Origin of the sequence: Clostridium acetobutylicum ATCC 824, from assembly GCF_000008765.1 — a bacterium.
GTDB lineage: Bacteria > Bacillota > Clostridia > Clostridiales > Clostridiaceae > Clostridium_S > Clostridium_S acetobutylicum.
Window position 1 is genome coordinate 2,494,969 of the sequence record NC_003030.1, and the last position, 16,844, is coordinate 2,511,812.

Genomic DNA, 16,844 nt, shown 5'->3' on the forward strand with positions numbered 1-16,844 from the left:
CTGTACCAAATATAAATGGAGAATATAAAACTTATTAAGCTTTATATTCTCCATTTACAACTTATATACTACTTTATACTCTCCTCAAATATACCTAGAGCTTTATCGATTTCTTCAAAACTAACATTTAGAGGTGGTAAAAATCTAACTACATTTTTTCCTGCCGTAATTAAGAGAAGTTTACTTTCAAAACATTTATTTATTATTTTTTTAACATCACAAGCTACTTCCACTCCAATTAGAAGTCCCATTCCTCTAACATCATTTATAACCTTATATTTTTCTTTTAATGTCATTAATTTATCAAATAGATATTTGCTCTTCTCATTTACATTTATTTCAACAACTTTTTTATCCACGAGTTCCTTTAGCACTGCAATAGCAACCGCACATGCAAGTGGATTTCCTCCATATGTATTTCCGTGGTCCCCTGGAACAAATGAAGAAGCTACACTCTCTTTTGCCAGCATTGCTCCTATTGGAAATCCTCCTCCAAGAGCCTTTGCTATGCAAACTATATCCGGTACTACCTCAAACTTTTGATATGCAAAAAGACTTCCAACTCTCCCCATTCCACACTGAACCTCATCAAAAATTAAAAGAGCATTATTTTCATCACATAAATCTCTAAGAAGCTTTAAGTATTCTTTTTTAGCTGGAATTATACCACCTTCTCCTTGAATTGGCTCTACTATAACAGCTGCAGTTTTGCTACTTATTTTTTGTTTTATGTCATCTAAATCATTAAATTTAACACTTTTTACAGCTCCAATTAAAGGTTTAAAGCTTTCTTGATATTTTGGTTGTCCTGTAACTGAAAGTGCTCCCATAGTTCTTCCATGAAACGAATTATCCATATATATAATTTCTTTTTTATTTTCATCCCCATGGAGGAGAGCATATTTTCTTGCCAGTTTAAGTCCTGCTTCAATTGCCTCTGTACCACTATTACACATAAACACCTTATCAAATTCACTATTCTTGCATAATATTTCAGTTAATTCCATGGCGTTTTCATTCCAGTAATAGTTTGACACATGCATTAGCTTACTGCTTTGTTCTTCAATAGCCTTTACAATTGAAGGATTACAATGTCCTAAACAATTTACAGCCACCCCAGATACAAAATCTATATATTCATTGCCATCTTTATCATATAGCTTTGTTCCCTCTCCCTTGTCAAAAGTAACATTAAACCTTCCATAAGTATTCATTAAATAGCTTTTTGACATTTTACACCACTCCTATAAGAAATTATTGTACCTCTATAATTTAAAATATCATTTATAAGACAATGATCATTTCTTCCATCTATAAGCTGCACATTTTTAGTCCCATTTTCTATAGCACTAGCACAACATTGCACCTTAGGTATCATTCCACCTTTTATTATTTCTTCCTTAATGTAATAATTAACATCTTTAATATCTATCTCATGAATTATACTCTGAGGATCATTAATATTTCTATAAACTCCCTCTACATCCGTTAATATTATAAGTTTTTCTGCATCCAAAGCTGAACTTATAAAAGCTGCAGCATAATCAGCATTTATATTATATACATTACCTTTATTGTCGCATCCTATAGGTGCTATTACCGGCACCTGTCCACCTTTAAGTAACTCTTTTATAAACTCTGAATTTACCTTGGTTACCTTTCCAACATAACCTATATCTATTGTTTCATTACCTTTATACACATATTTCTTAGTTGCCTCTATAAGTTTATTATCCACTCCACTCAAGCCTACAGCATTAACTCCATCTATATTAAATTGAAGCGATAATTTTTTATTTATTTTCCCTGAAAGCACCATTTGAACTATTTCTATTACTTTCTCATCAGTAACTCTAAGTCCATCAACAAATCTACTTTCTATTCCTGAGAGCTCAAGCCATCTAGAAATTTCAGGACCGCCTCCATGAACTATAACTATATTAATTCCTAGCTTTCTAAGATATTTAACATCTTTTATAAAAGCCTCTTCAGCTTTTTTATTTTTCATAATACTTCCACCATACTTTATCACGAATGTCTTTCCACTATATTGCGTAAGTTTAGATAAAGGATCTTCTATAGGTTCTTGCATTTTTTTCATTTTGAACACCAACCTTAATTTTATTGATATGAATAATTATACACATTACTTTATAAATATTCAAGTTCTTCATGAATTTTAGTTGAATAATTATACTTTTTTATGTATAATTAAAACAAAATAAAAGAAACTGGAGTGATTTTATATGATACAAGCTGGCATAATAGGTGCTACAGGGTATGCAGGAGAAGTTTTAACATGGTTACTAAATAATCACCCAAATGTAAATTTAGTTTTTTTAGCATCTCACAGCCATGGTAATTCATCCTTTAATTCTACCTATGGTAATTTTACAAATGTAATTGAAAATTTATGCATAGATGATAATGAAGTTGAAGATAATTTGGATAATATAGATATCCTTTTTACTGCTCTACCTTCTGGAAAAACTTTTTCTATTGTAAAAAAGGCCGTAGAAGAAAAGGTTAAAGTCATAGACTTAGGAGCAGACTACAGACTAAAGTCTGCCGAGGTTTATAAAGAATGGTATAACATTAACCATGAGTGTAAAAAACTTCTTAAAGATGCCGTATACGGTCTTTCTGAAATATACAGAGAAAAAATTAAGACTTCAAATTTAATAGCAAATCCAGGATGTTATCCAACAGCATCCTCCCTTGCACTTATTCCTCTTTTAAAGAATAATCTTATAGATACAAGTTCCATAATAATAGATGCTAAATCAGGAGTATCTGGTGCAGGTAGAAAGGCTTCCACTAATAATTTATTCATAGAATGTAACGATAGTATTAAAGCTTATGGTGTCGCTTCACATAGACATACACCTGAAATAGAGCAAACTCTTACTAATGAAGCTAAAGAAAAAATAACTCTAACCTTTACTCCTCATTTAGTACCTATGAATAGAGGCATTCTTTCTGTTTGCTACAGCAACTTAAAGAAAGAAATAGAATTAAATGAAGTATATGATATCTATAAAAAATTTTATAAGAATGAACCATTTATAAGAATTATAGATACATTACCTGAAACAAGATGGGTTAAAGGCTCTAACTACTGCGATATTGCAATAAGAATAGATAAAAGAACAAACAAAATAATAGTTTTATCAGCTATCGATAATTTAATGAAGGGAGCTGCAAGTCAAGCCGTTCAAAACATGAACATAATGTACGGTTTAGCTGAAAAAACTGGAATAGATTTAACCCCTATGTTTCCTTAATATTTTATGAAAGAAGGTTGTTTTATGGACACAATAAAAGTATTAAATAATAAAAATATTACAGATGTTCCTTATTTTAAAGCAATAGGTGTTGCATCAGGAATTAAAGGTAATAATAAAAGTGATTTATGCGTAATTTACAGCGAAAAACCTTGCATAGCTGCTGGAACTTTTACTACAAACAAGGTAAAGGCTGCTCCTGTTCTTTTAGATTTAAAACATATAGAATCAGAAAACATATATGCTATAGTAGCTAATAGTGGAAATGCAAATGCTTGTACGGGTGATGATGGCTATGAAAAGGCATATCTAATGGCTGAATGCACAGCAAAACATCTAAAAATAAAGCCAGAAGAAGTTTTAGTGGCTTCAACAGGTGTAATAGGAGTTCCCCTTCCGATTGATAAGGTTATGTTCGGAATAGAAAAAGCTTTTTCAATACTTCCCAAAAGTGATGCTAACAAAGCTATAGATGCAATAATGACCACTGATACTGTACAAAAAAAAATCTTTGTAGAATTTATGCTTGATAAAAAAAAGGTTACAATTTGCGCTATTGCAAAAGGCTCTGGAATGATTCATCCTAATATGGCAACAATGTTAAGTTTTATAGTAACAGATGCAAATATAACAAAAGATTTGCTAAATAAGGCATTAAAAGAAAGTGTTAAGGATTCCTATAACATGATCTCCGTAGATAGAGATACAAGTACTAATGATATGGCTTTATTACTTGCAAATGGAGCTTCTGGTAATACACTCATATCCTCAGAAAACTCTGATTATGAAGTGTTTAAAAAAGCTCTTCACTATGTAAATGTAGAAATTTCTAAAATGATAGCAAAAGATGGAGAAGGAGCTACAAAATTAATTGAAGCTAAAGTATTCGGTGCTTCATCTTCAAGAGATGCTAAAGTAGCTGCAAAATCAGTTATAACATCAAATCTAGTAAAAGCTGCAGTATTTGGCAGCGATGCTAACTGGGGTAGAATAATATGTGCACTTGGATACAGTGCTGCAGAAATCGATCCTTCTAAAGTAGATATTTCCTTCTCTAATAATGATTCAAAAGTTGAAACCTGTTTAAAAGGTACAGGACTAAATTTTGACGAAGAAGCCGCTAAAAAAATATTGGATGGTGATCATGTAATAATAGAGGTTAATTTAAATAATGGTAAATTTAATGCAACTGCCTGGGGCTGCGATTTAACCTATGATTATGTGAAAATTAATGGGAGTTACAGATCGTAATTTAAATAAAAATTTATATAATACAAAAATAGAAATTCCAGATCTTATTCGACCTGGAATTTGTACTTTATACAGCATTTTTAAATTGACTTTCATAGATTTCTCTATATAAACCTTCGCTATTTACAAGCTCTTCATGTTTACCCCTTTCTACTATATGCCCATTCTTCATAACTAAAATTAAATCTGCATCTTTGATAGTAGAAAGTCTATGGGCAATCACAAAGCTTGTACGCCCTTCCATCATCTTAAGAAAAGCATTTTGTATTTTTATCTCTGTTCTCGTATCTACACTGCTAGTTGCCTCATCAAGTATAAGCATTGGTGGATTTATAAGCATTACTCTAGCTATAGTTAAAAGCTGCTTTTGGCCTTCTGAAAGATTACCACCTGATTCTGTTATCCTTGTATCATATCCATCTGAAAGCCTTTTTATAAAATTGTGAATATATGCTTTCTTTGCAGCACTCTCAATTTCCTCCATAGAAGCATCAGGCTTTCCATAGGCTATATTTTCCTTTATAGTCCCTTCAAAAAGCCAAGTATCCTGAAGCACCATACCAAATTGACCTCTAACATCATTTCTTTTCATTTTGTTTATATCCTTACCATCTATGGTTATTTTTCCTCCATCTATGTCGTAAAATCTCATTAAAAGATTAACCATTGTTGTTTTTCCTGCACCTGTCGGTCCTACTATTGCTATAGTGCTTCCTTTTTTTATATCTACACTAAAATTTTCTATAAGAGGCTGTTTTTTATTATATGAAAATGATACATTATTAAAGCTTATATTTCCCTCGCAATGCTCGAACTTTTTAGCTCCTTCATTATCCTTTTTTTCTGGAATCTCATCTAAAATTGAAAATACCCTTTCAGCTGAAGCAAATGCCGCTTGAAGCTGTGTTGCAACCCCGGTTACATTATTTATAGGCTGAGAAAACTGTGTAGAGTAAGTCAAAAAGCTTGAAATTGTACCTATGCTTAAACCACTTAAAACTGCAAGTAATCCTCCTACAGCTCCAACTAACACATATGTAATATTATTAACAAATCTAGTTGATGGATTTGTTAATGAAGAATAAAATTGTGCTAGTTGTCCGCAATTATATAATCTTGAATTTATCTCGGAAAATTTCTTCTCTGCTCTTTTTTCATATCCGAATAATTTTACTATTTTTTCATTCCCTATTATTTCTTCTATATAACCATTTAATTCTCCAACAGTATTTTGCTGCTGCTTAAACATTTTATTAGATCGTTTTGTAATAAATGATGCTATAAAAAAACATAACGGAGTCATAAGTATTATTATTCCTGTCAATTTTATACTTAGAGATAGCATAAGCAGAATTGAACTTATTATAGTTACAATAGCCGGAAAGAATTGAGTTATTCCTTGAAACAATCCGTCAGAAATAGCATCCATATCATTTGTAAGCCTGCTCATTATATCACCATGAGGATTTACATCAAAGTATTTTAAAGGAAGTGTACTTATTTTACTTAAAGCTTCATTCCTTAAATCACGTACAGTATTATAGGCTAATATGTTCGCAACTGCAGTAAAAAGCCATGTAAAAATAGAACTAATTAAATAAACTGCTGCCAAAACAATAATTATTTTAAGTAAATTATTAAAATCCACCTTACCTTGAGATTTTATATTATCAATTCCCTTTCCAACAATTAGAGGCATAAAGGCTATAAGTACATTACTTATTAAGGCAAATATTAATGATATAAACATGTACATTTTATACTTTCCCACATAACTCGCCAGTCTAAATAAGGTCCCTTTTTTCATCTATACCGCCTCCTTTGAAAGCTGAGAATTACATATTTCTTTATATACTTCTGATTCTTCTAAAAGTTCATTATGTGTTCCGACGCCAGCTACTTTTCCATCATCTAAAACAATAATTAAATCAGCATCTTTTATAGTACTTATTCTCTGAGTTACCATAAGCACCGTCATATCCTTAGAATTTTCTTTTAATTCCTGCCTAAGTGCTGCATCTGTTGCGTAATCAAGTGCACTTAAACTATCATCTAAGATAAGTATTTCTGGCTTTTTCACTAAAGCCCTTGCTATGGTAAGTCTTTGCTTTTGTCCTCCCGAGAAATTAGCTCCACCTTGAGAAATATTTGTATCATATTTTTTAGGGAGTTTTTCAATAAATTCTGATGCCATACCAATCTTAGCTGCATCTTTAATTTCCTCAAGAGATGCATTTTCTCTTCCCCAACTTATATTTTCAAAAATAGTTCCTGAAAATAAAATTGCTTTTTGTGGTACTACTCCTATCTTCTCTTCAAGCACAGTTTTAGGATAATTTTTAACATCTATTCCATTAATAAAAACTTGACCCTTAGCCGTATCGTATAATCTTGGTATAAGATTTATAAGAGTAGTTTTGCCTGCCCCAGTTCCCCCAATTATACCAACTGTTTGTCCTTTTTTTATTTCAAAAGAAATATCGCTTATAGCATATTCTTTAGAATTTTTATATGAAAAGGCTACATTATCAAATTTAATAAGTGAAGCATCTCTAATATCTTCTTTCTTAAACTCCTTATTATCTAAGTAATTTATACTTATTTCTGTATTAAATACTTCCTCTACTCTAGCTGCACTAGCCGCTGCCTTTGTGAATATTACAATTAAATTAGCTACAATTATCAGTGCTGATAAAACTAAATTAGTGTAATTTATATAGGCTATTATTTTTCCTCTTGTAATTGCGCCGCCATTTACCCTTGTTCCTCCAAACCAAAGTATTGCTAAAACAGAAAAATTCATTATTATACTTGTAAGTGGATTCATAAGTGCTGAAATTTTTCCAACTCTAATTACTTCATTTGTAAGTTCTTCATTAGAATTTTTGAATCTTTCTTTTTCCCTTTCCATTTTAGAAAAAGCTCTTATTACCCTTATTCCTGATAGATTTTCTCTTAAAATAAGTGCTAAACTATCAAGTTTTCTTTGGACCACCTTGTACAAGGGCAATGATTTACTCATTATAAGATATACCACAAATGCAAATACTGGAATTGATAAATACATTATGGTTGAAAGTTTCACATCCAAAAACATGGCCATTATAATTCCGCCTATGCATAAAAAAGGAACTCTTATAGCAAGTCTAATAAACATAGCTAATGCAAGTTGAAGTTGATTTACATCATTGGTTACACGATTTATAAGTGATGCCGTTCCAAATTCATCAATTTCATTATATGAAAATGTTCCTATCTTCTTAAATAATTCATTTCTCAAAATTGTACCGAAACCTTGTGATGCAATAGATGCAAAATACTGACATGTAAATGAAGCCATAACACCAAAGATTGCCATTAAAATCATTATAATTCCTATTTTAACTATATACCCATTATCCTTCGTGCTTATTCCTTTGTCTGTTATAAGTACCATTATGGTTGGAATTGATATTTCAAATATCGCTTCAATTAATTTAAAAATTGGACCTAATATAACTTGTTTTTTATATGGCTTTATGAGTTTTAATAATTCAAACAAATCCTAACCTCCTTAAATGTCTAAAATAAACTTCCTGTTGAAGATTTTTAAATTTTCCTTTATTATTATATCAAATGCGGTTATATATTAAAAATACATAATACATATCATTTATATACTTTTTTTATATGGGAGGTTCGTAAATTTCATGGACATCAAACAATTAAAATATTTTTATACAATTGCAGAGGAAGGGAAAATAACAACTGCGGCAAAAAAACTCCACATTGCACAGCCGCCTTTAAGCTATCAACTAAAGAATCTAGAAACTGAACTTGGGGTAAAACTAGTTGAGAGAGGCAGTAGAAATATTAAGCTTACTGACGCCGGCTTAATGCTCTACAACCGCGCGAAGCAAATATTAAATCTAACACAAACCACTATAGATGAATTAAATGATTTTAAGAACGGAACACATGGAACCTTATCAATTGGTACTGTTTCCTCTTCAGGCTGGTCTCTTGTAAACAATATATTAATAAAATTCCATAAGAAATATCCTTTAATAAACTTTGAAATTCATGAAGGCAATACATACGAACTACTTGAAATATTAAAAAGAGGCATAATTGAGTTTGCAATTGTTAGAACACCTTTTAATTCCTATGGACTTAATTGTATCTACTTACCTAAGGAGCCTATGGTTGCTGTAATGCGTGAAGATTTTAATTATAGCTTAAGTAATACTACGAAAATAAGCGAACTTAAAGACAAACCTCTTATTTTTTATAGAAGATTTGAAAAATTAATATATGAAGCCTGTGAAAATTCTAATTTTCGTCCAAAGGTATTTTGTAAAAATGATGATGCCAGAACCACATTATTATGGGCAAGTGCTGGATTTGGAATAGCCATAGTACCAAAATCTGTTGTATCCTTAGGTAATTCCAATTTAATATATAAAAAAATAGAGGATGCTTCTCTATCAACTCAATTAGCTGCTATATGGCCTAAAAACAACTACATATCCTCTTCTGCTAAAAACTTCTTTGAAATGTTCAATATATAATAAGTAATAAATTTTCTAATTCAAAAAATATTTTTAGGAAATTCTTGCTTTAAAATGTATATTTTTTGTATACTATTATAGTTGTTACTACTATTAAGACTCTTAACTATGAAAATTTATAACATCTACTTTTTTATTATTAACTTTATACTTAAGTCGCTTTTGCATCTATAATTTAAAACATTAATTATCTTTACTAGCATCATATACTGAACATTATTTTGTAATAAATCAATCTCACAAAATTAATCGGACAAGTATAGCCAATACTAAAAAGCTTAAATAACCTTCCACTATATAGAATATTTTGCTACAGGAATCTTAAATTCTTTATTTGGAAGCTTAGAGTTTACTCTTTCCTATAATTTCTGTAACCACTACATAAATAAACGAAATAAAAAACTTTGACGGAGGATAACAAATGATAAAATTTAACTTAGACTTATTTCATTTAATAAATAATTTGGCTAACAAAAATCATATGCTGGATAGTATAATGATCTTTATGTCAAAATACGTTATATATATTTTTGCGCTAATACTTGTTATTGAATTTGCCTTGGGCATACTTCTCAAAAATAATTATATGAAAAAAATTGCTATAGGCTGCGTTCTTATAATTGCAGTTGACTTAATTATAGTATTTATATTAGGTAAAATTCATTTCGTTAATAGGCCATTTGTATTCAATAAGGTACATCTACTTTACCCTCATAAAACCACCTCATCCTTTCCTAGTGATCACGCGGTAATAACCTTATGTATGGCTCTTGGTATATTTAAGGTTAACAAACCACTAGGAAAAGTAATGATTTTACTATCAATTATTGTTGGATTTTCAAGGATATATGTAGGACATCACTATCCTCTAGATGTTATTGCAGGATTTATACTTGCCATAATTTCTAGCTTCTTACTAAACTTTATATCAAAGAATACTTTTAGTAAATCTCATTAAAAACAAAGGCTGAAGCTTATCATTCTAAGAACAATAAGCTTCAGCCTTTAATCTATTATAAAATTTTATACTAATTTTCCAAAAGAAAATCCCTGTGATTTTAAATATTGTATTATTTGAGGGAGGGCTTGTACAGTTGTAGTTTTCGCTCCTGCATCGTGCATTAATATGACTACTACCTTCTTACCTTCAACTGTCTTCTTAACATTATCTATTAACTGATCTACAGGTACATTTGGCCTCTCTGCATCTCCATTAAGCGCATTCCAATCCAAATATCTGTATCCTTCACCTGCAACAGCATCTTTAAATGGCTGCAACTTGTTACCGAATGATCCGCCTGGAAATCTAACAAACTTTGGTATATATTTATCACCAAGTATTCCTTTAAGTATTAAATCACATCTGTTTATATCTTCAACAAATTGCTTAGGCTGCTCTTTATAATTTAAAACATGACTATAGGTATGATTGGCCACTGTTTCCCCATCTGTAACCTCTAGCTTGGCTAGGCTTGGATATTCCTCAGCATTTTTTCCAATCAAAAAAAATGTAGCATGTATATTATTTTCATTTAATATATTTAATATTTTAGCTGTGTTTATAGATGGCCCATCATCAAAAGTCAAATATGCTATCTTTTTAGGACTACCTTTTTCCATGCTCCAAGGATATACTGCTCCTGGTGCATTTGCATCTATATTGCAATCATATAAATTGCTATTATCTTTAATATTAGCTTTTTTAACTATATTCTTTTTAGTATTTTTAATTACCCTATTAGCCCTTACAACATTTTTTTTATTATAATTTCTTTGAATAATACATGTTCCTAAAATAACTATAAGCGCTATTGAGCAAACAAATACTGCCCTTTTTTTCATCAATTTTCTTTTGTTTCTTATCAATATTTTCACCCTCTATAATTGTTAATTCAATTTATTATAGCAAACTAGGGATATTATTAAAAATACATAATAAATATATAATTCATATATTATATGTATAAATTATTTCAGCAATTGTGCTCGAAGCATATCAAGAAGCTTTCTAAGTTCTTCGCTTTCTTTCGCTTCCTGAGTGCACATTTTTACAAACTCGATTATAAACGATTTATTTTTTTCTTTATTATACTTATTATTTAGGCTCGCTATCTTTAAATCTCTATTTTTGATCTCAATAAAGCCTTTAAATAATTTAAATGCTTTTTTTATTATTATTTCATTGTTACAATTATTAATTTTTCCCCAATACAAAAGAAGCATTGCTCTTATAAATTCGTTTTCCTCATTTATCTTTTCAATAAGTTTAAATTCCTTATTATCTGCACATAATCTATACAAAAATATAATCTTTAAATCTTCTTCATAATTGCTCCATGTATTTATAACATCGTTCTCATCTATGTTTATTAAAATTTCACTTCTATCATTTAAATTGAGCTCTAAAAATATTTTACTATTGAAAAAATCATAGAAAATTTCTCTATCGTTTTCATCCTTTAAAAGTTTTATCCTAATAGCCTGCTCTCTATCATTTTTAAAATTCACTCCTCTTTCAAAGGTAATGCCTATCCCAGGAGTCAATTCTTTAAGCTTGCACTGTACATGACCTTTATTAAAATATATATCTTGACCCTTATTATCTCTTATGAATCCAAAGTCATTCATTTTTTTAGTTCTTAGGTTATATCCACCAAACCATCTTATTAATCCTATTTCCCTCATATCAAACTCTCCTCTTTCTCAAAGCTTTTTAACATTTAATTTGTAGAGTTTATCTCTTAATAAGTTTAATCATATCTCCTATCATATAAAGCGATCCACATATAAGAATCATATCTCCCTCTTTATAATAGGAAATAGCCTTTTCATAAGCCCTTTTATAATCTTTTTCAGCTTCACATTCATTATTGTATACCTTGACCATTTTACACAATTCTTTCTCATCTTCTGCTCTATTATTATGTGGTGAAACTGTTATAATTTTATATGCATCTTTAGTTATTAATTCTACCATCTTTTTTACTTCTTTATCCGCTAATATTCCAAGTATAAGTATTAATCTTTTGTATTTAAAGTGAACTCCTATACTTTCTTTAAGCTTTAGTATTCCATCTGAATTATGAGCTCCATCTACAACAACAAGTGGATTACTCTTTAGAACTTCAAGTCTTCCTTTCCATCTTACCTTAGACAATCCATTTAAAATATGATCTTTTGCTACCTTTACTCCTACATTTTTTAACGTTTCAATAGCCATAACTGCAGTTACAGCATTGATAATCTGATGCTTTCCAAGAAGAGCTAACTTCACATCATACTGATCTCTTAAGGTTTTAATATGTATATATTGAAAATATTTATTATCTTCAAGCAAATTATCTATAAATTCAGCTTTACCTTTCCTAACGTCAATTATACTTACTTCTTTTTCATGAGCTGCTCTTTTTATAACTTCTTCTGCCTCTTTATGTTGGGGATACATAACTAAAGGGACCTTCTCCTTAATAATACCTGCCTTTTCATAAGCTATCTTACCCAAAGTATCACCTAGAATTGCCATATGATCATAACTAATTGAAGTTATAACCGTTAAGATAGGGTTTATAACATTTGTAGCATCAAATCTGCCTCCTAGTCCAACCTCAATTACTGCATAGTCTACTTTTTTAATACAAAAATATAAAAACGCTGCTGCTGTTATTATTTCAAATTCAGTTGGATTTTCAATTCCTTCGCATTTTAATTTATCTACTGCATCGCTTACCTTTTCTATTATAACGCATAAATCATACTTTGATATATTATTATTATTTATTTGAATTCTTTCTTCAAATTCTTCTATATATGGAGAGGTATACATTCCAACCCTATATCCAGCTTCAATTAAAATTTGGCTTATCATTGCTGTGGTTGATCCTTTTCCATTGGTACCCGCTACATGTATGCACTTTATTTTTTTATGGGGATTCCCTAAAATTTCAAGAAGTCGAAGAATTCTCTCAAGTCCAAGATTTATACCAAATTTTAAAGAACCATGTATATAGTTAATAGCTTCTTCGTAATTCAAAAAGATTGCCCCCTTTATTATAATCCTTAAAAATAGCAAGTGATAAGCTATTAAAATATGTTTCTCATCACTTGCTCTTTAACTATTTAAGTGCTGCTATTCTTTCCTCAACAGCCTCAAGCATTTTTTTATATTTTTCCCCTTTAACTCTTTCAGCTTCAACTACGCTTTCTGGCGCCTTATCTACAAAGCCCTTATTTGAAAGCTTTTTATCTACCCTTTGTATTTCTGCCTTAAGCTTATCCTTCTCCTTACTCAACCTCTCAATTTCCTTAGTCACATCTATTAAATCAAGAAGAGGCATGAATAGTTCAGCTCCCTTTGTTACAGACGATACAGCATTTTCTGGTGCTTCATCTTTTGATTTCAAGAAACTTACAGAAGAAGCGTATGCAAGCTTTTCAAAATAATGCTCTCCCATCTCAAAAGCAGCTTTATTTTCAGCTTCTGTGAAAATCATAACCTTAGCTTTCTTTGACGGAGGTACGTTCATTTCAGCTCTTACATTTCTAATTGATTTTATTGCTTCAATAATTTGATTCATAGCGTTTTCTGAAGTTTCGTTCTTTAACTTTTCTTCGTATGTAGGCCATGCTGAAATTGCTATAGCCTTATACTCACCGCCGAGATGTTGATAGATTTCTTCAGTTATATATGGCATTACGGGATGAAGCAACTGAAGTCCTACTGTTAAAACCTTGTATAGAACATTATAAGCAATTCCCTTTGCTTTTTCATCCTCTCCATACATAACAGGTTTTACAAGCTCAATATACCAATCACAGAATTCATTCCACATAAAATCATAAACCTTCTGAGATGCTATTCCAAGTTCAAATTTTTCTATGTTATCTGTTACTTCACGAACAAGAGAATTACATCTTGATAGTATCCACCTATCAGCAAGACTATATTCCTCTAAATCTTTGTATTTATCCATTATTTCTTTGTCTAAGTTCATAAGAACAAATCTTGAAGCATTCCAAATCTTATTTGCAAAATTTCTTGCTGCTTCTACTTTTTCTGTCTTATACCTTATATCATTTCCAGGAGCATTTCCTGTTATAAGCATAAATCTAAGAGCATCGGCACCAAAAGTATCTATTACATCTAATGGATCTACTCCATTTCCAAGAGATTTTGACATCTTTCTTCCCTCAGCATCTCTTACAAGTCCATGTATATAAACATGTTTGAATGGAACTTCTCCCATATTATAAATCCCTGAAAATACCATTCTAGCTACCCAAAAGAATATTATATCATATCCAGTAACAAGTGTATCTGTAGGATAAAAATACTCTAAGTCCTCATTTTTATCAGGCCATCCGAGTGTTGAGAAAGGCCATAAAGCAGAACTGAACCAAGTATCTAAAACGTCCTTATCCTGTTCTAAATTTTCACTATTGCACTTTGAGCAAGCTTTTGGTTCTTTCTCTGAAACTATTATTTCTCCACAGTCTTTGCAGTACCATACTGGAATTCTATGTCCCCACCACAATTGTCTTGAAATACACCAATCTTGAATGTTTTCCATCCAGTTAAAGTAAATCTTATCAAATCTCTCAGGTACAAATTTAGTCTTTCCAGCTTTAACTGCTTCTATAGCAGGTTTAGCTAAGGATTCCATTTTAACATACCATTGCTTTGATACCATTGGCTCGATTATATTTCCACATCTATCATGAGTTCCAACATTGTGAACATGTTCTTTTATTTTTACAAGATATCCTTCTTCTTTCAAATCCGATACTATTGCTTTTCTTGCTTCATATCTATCCATTCCTGAATACTTTCCAAAACCTTCTTTTATAGTTCCATCATTATTTAACATAACAATTTCTTTAAGGTCATGTCTTTTACCTACCTCATAATCATTTGGATCATGAGCTGGTGTTATTTTAACGGCTCCTGTACCAAACTCCATATCAACATAGTCATCTGCTACAACAGGTATTTTTCTACCTAAAAGAGGTAGAACTAACAGTTTACCTATAAATTCTTTATACCTTTCATCCTTTGGATTTACAGCAACAGCTGTATCTCCAAGCATTGTTTCCGGTCTAGTTGTAGCTATTTCAATAAAACTATCTTCTCCCTCTACAGGATATTTTATATGCCAGAAGAATCCTTGATCCTCTTTATACTCTATTTCAGCATCAGATAAAGCTGTTTGACATTTAGGACACCAATTAGTTATCCTGTTTCCTTGATATATTAAACCATCTTCATAAAGCTTTACGAAAACAGTTCTTACAGCCTTATTAAGCTTTTCATCCATAGTAAAGCTTTCTCTTGTAAAATCAGCTGAAACACCAAGTTTTTTTTGCTGTCCCTTTATTCTCTCTCTGTATTCCTTAGTCCAATCCCATACTCTTTCAAGAAATTTTTCTCTTCCCATTTCTTTTTTGTTTAGACCTTCCTTTAGGATCTCTTTTTCCACCCTTACTTCTGTGGCAATGCTTGCATGATCCTGTCCTGGAAGCCATAGTGCTTCATATCCCTGCATTCTCTTAGCTCTTATCATAAAATCTTGAAGAGCACAATCAAGTGCATGACCTAAATGAAGTTTTCCCGTTATATTTGGAGGAGGCATCATTATTGTATAAGGCTTTTTATTTTTATCTACTTTAGGCGTAAAAAAACCTTCCTCCTCCCACCATTTATATATTCTATCTTCAAATTCCTTCGGATCATATGTTTTTGCCATTTCATCAAATTCTTTCATTCAAATTCATCCTTTCTAAATCTTGTAAAAATAAAAAAAGCACAGAAGTCCATCAAAGGACGACTGTGCGCGATACCACCTTTATTCCTGCTAAAAAAGCAGACTCTCTATAAATAACGGTAAGAAAACCGCTTCTATCTACTCAAATTTTCAATAGAAGAACTCAGAAGCTACCTTCAAAGTGCTTTGCATAGGAAATATTTCAGCTAAAAATTTCCCTCTCTTAATGCCAGCCTTACTTTTACTCCTCTTCTTCAGCGTTTATATTATCATATTTCATTATAATATCTATAAATCTACTCATTTTTATTATAATTAAATTTAAAATTATGTCAATATATATGTTATCAGTAATAATATCTTATTTTAAATGTGTAACAAATATCATTTTCTTCTATAAGCTAGTATTAAGAAGATTTTTATTTTGACATAGGATTAAAAAGAAGGTGTGATAATTGAAGCATAAAAAACACAAAAATACTATAATAAAGCTAGAAGAGTGTACATTTCTAGGAAAAGGTCATAGTGGAAGTGTGTACTTAATGCCTGATAATAGAGTTGTAAAGATTTTTAAAAATCCAACTTCCTGCAAAGAAGAATACTCTATATTAAGAAGACTTAAAGATAATCCATATTTTCCAAAACCCTACGAATTTCATAATCATTACATGATAAGAGAATACATCGATGGAATAAATATAGATGACTATATCAAACAAAATGGTGCCTCAGAAAAATTAATGCTAAAACTTATTTATTTTCTCGAATATATAAAAAATGCAGGGTTTAAAAAGGTTGACGCAAGATTTGTACATGTATTTATTCAAGACAACGGTGCTTTAAGAGTAATAGATCCTAGGCACAGTTTTAGTAAAAAGTTAAAAGTACCATACCATTTATTATCCGATTTAAAATCCGCAGGATGCATTAATTTATTTTGGAAAGTTCTAAAACTGGAGAGACCAGATTTATATAAAGCATGGCATTAATAAAGAAATGAC

13 protein-coding genes and 1 other annotated feature are annotated in these 16,844 nt (G+C 30.7%); of the genes, 5 read left to right on the forward strand and 8 right to left on the reverse strand.

Going from position 1 to position 16,844, the window contains the following annotated elements; all coding sequences use genetic code 11:
- Window positions 1–68: 68 nt before the first annotated feature.
- Window positions 69–1,232, reverse strand: coding sequence for an aspartate aminotransferase family protein (locus CA_RS12260; protein WP_010965684.1), 1,164 nt, complete (start codon window positions 1,230–1,232; stop codon window positions 69–71).
- A complete protein-coding gene (gene argB, locus CA_RS12265; protein WP_010965685.1) occupies window positions 1,214–2,101 on the reverse strand; it encodes an acetylglutamate kinase in 888 nt (295 codons plus the stop codon). Before argB ends, CA_RS12260 begins: the two co-directional genes overlap by 19 nt.
- 145 nt (window positions 2,102–2,246) lie before the next feature.
- On the opposite strand from argB, the gene argC reads away from it, so the two are divergent.
- Entirely contained in the window at window positions 2,247–3,284 is a 1,038-nt protein-coding gene (gene argC / locus CA_RS12270; RefSeq protein ID WP_010965686.1) for an N-acetyl-gamma-glutamyl-phosphate reductase, read from the forward strand.
- A gap of 24 nt (window positions 3,285–3,308) precedes the next feature.
- Window positions 3,309–4,535 (forward strand): bifunctional glutamate N-acetyltransferase/amino-acid acetyltransferase ArgJ, encoded by a 1,227-nt coding sequence (gene argJ, locus CA_RS12275; protein ID WP_010965687.1) that lies wholly within the window; start codon window positions 3,309–3,311, stop codon window positions 4,533–4,535.
- A gap of 67 nt (window positions 4,536–4,602) precedes the next feature.
- Here argJ and CA_RS12280 read toward each other — a convergent pair whose 3' ends face one another.
- Together CA_RS12280 and CA_RS12285 are read right to left on the reverse strand one after the other, a co-directional pair.
- A complete protein-coding gene (locus tag CA_RS12280; RefSeq protein ID WP_010965688.1) occupies window positions 4,603–6,342 on the reverse strand; it encodes an ABC transporter ATP-binding protein in 1,740 nt (579 codons plus the stop codon).
- A complete protein-coding gene (locus CA_RS12285; protein WP_010965689.1) occupies window positions 6,343–8,076 on the reverse strand; it encodes an ABC transporter ATP-binding protein in 1,734 nt (577 codons plus the stop codon).
- Window positions 8,077–8,224: 148 nt separating this feature from the next.
- On the opposite strand from CA_RS12285, the gene CA_RS12290 reads away from it, so the two are divergent.
- Both CA_RS12290 and CA_RS12295 read left to right on the forward strand, forming a co-directional pair.
- Entirely contained in the window at window positions 8,225–9,085 is an 861-nt protein-coding gene (locus tag CA_RS12290; protein ID WP_010965690.1) for a LysR family transcriptional regulator, read from the forward strand.
- A 421-nt stretch (window positions 9,086–9,506) separates the two neighbouring features.
- Window positions 9,507–10,043 carry an undecaprenyl-diphosphatase gene (locus CA_RS12295; protein ID WP_010965691.1) on the forward strand — a complete coding sequence of 179 codons (537 nt, stop codon included), beginning with the start codon at window positions 9,507–9,509 and terminating at the stop codon, window positions 10,041–10,043.
- A gap of 65 nt (window positions 10,044–10,108) precedes the next feature.
- Here the strand turns inward: CA_RS12295 and CA_RS12300 are convergent, their stop codons facing one another.
- The 4 genes from CA_RS12300 to CA_RS12315 all read right to left on the reverse strand — a co-directional run bounded on the left by CA_RS12300 (window position 10,109) and on the right by CA_RS12315 (window position 15,843).
- Window positions 10,109–10,951 (reverse strand): polysaccharide deacetylase family protein, encoded by an 843-nt coding sequence (locus CA_RS12300; protein WP_010965692.1) that lies wholly within the window; start codon window positions 10,949–10,951, stop codon window positions 10,109–10,111.
- 102 nt (window positions 10,952–11,053) lie between these two features.
- Window positions 11,054–11,770: a hypothetical protein gene (locus tag CA_RS12305; protein ID WP_010965693.1), complete on the reverse strand. Its 717-nt coding sequence runs from the start codon at window positions 11,768–11,770 to the stop codon at window positions 11,054–11,056.
- A 49-nt stretch (window positions 11,771–11,819) separates the two neighbouring features.
- Window positions 11,820–13,115, reverse strand: coding sequence for a bifunctional folylpolyglutamate synthase/dihydrofolate synthase (locus CA_RS12310; RefSeq protein ID WP_010965694.1), 1,296 nt, complete (start codon window positions 13,113–13,115; stop codon window positions 11,820–11,822).
- An 82-nt stretch (window positions 13,116–13,197) separates the two neighbouring features.
- The gene (locus CA_RS12315) at window positions 13,198–15,843 is read right to left on the reverse strand and encodes a valine--tRNA ligase (protein WP_010965695.1); all 2,646 of its coding nucleotides are present in this window, start codon (window positions 15,841–15,843) and stop codon (window positions 13,198–13,200) included.
- Window positions 15,844–15,895: 52 nt separating this feature from the next.
- Window positions 15,896–16,110 (reverse strand) — a binding site (T-box leader).
- 188 nt (window positions 16,111–16,298) lie between these two features.
- On the opposite strand from CA_RS12315, the gene CA_RS12320 reads away from it, so the two are divergent.
- Window positions 16,299–16,832 (forward strand): serine/threonine-protein kinase RIO2, encoded by a 534-nt coding sequence (locus tag CA_RS12320; RefSeq protein ID WP_010965696.1) that lies wholly within the window; start codon window positions 16,299–16,301, stop codon window positions 16,830–16,832.
- Window positions 16,833–16,844 lie beyond the last annotated feature (12 nt).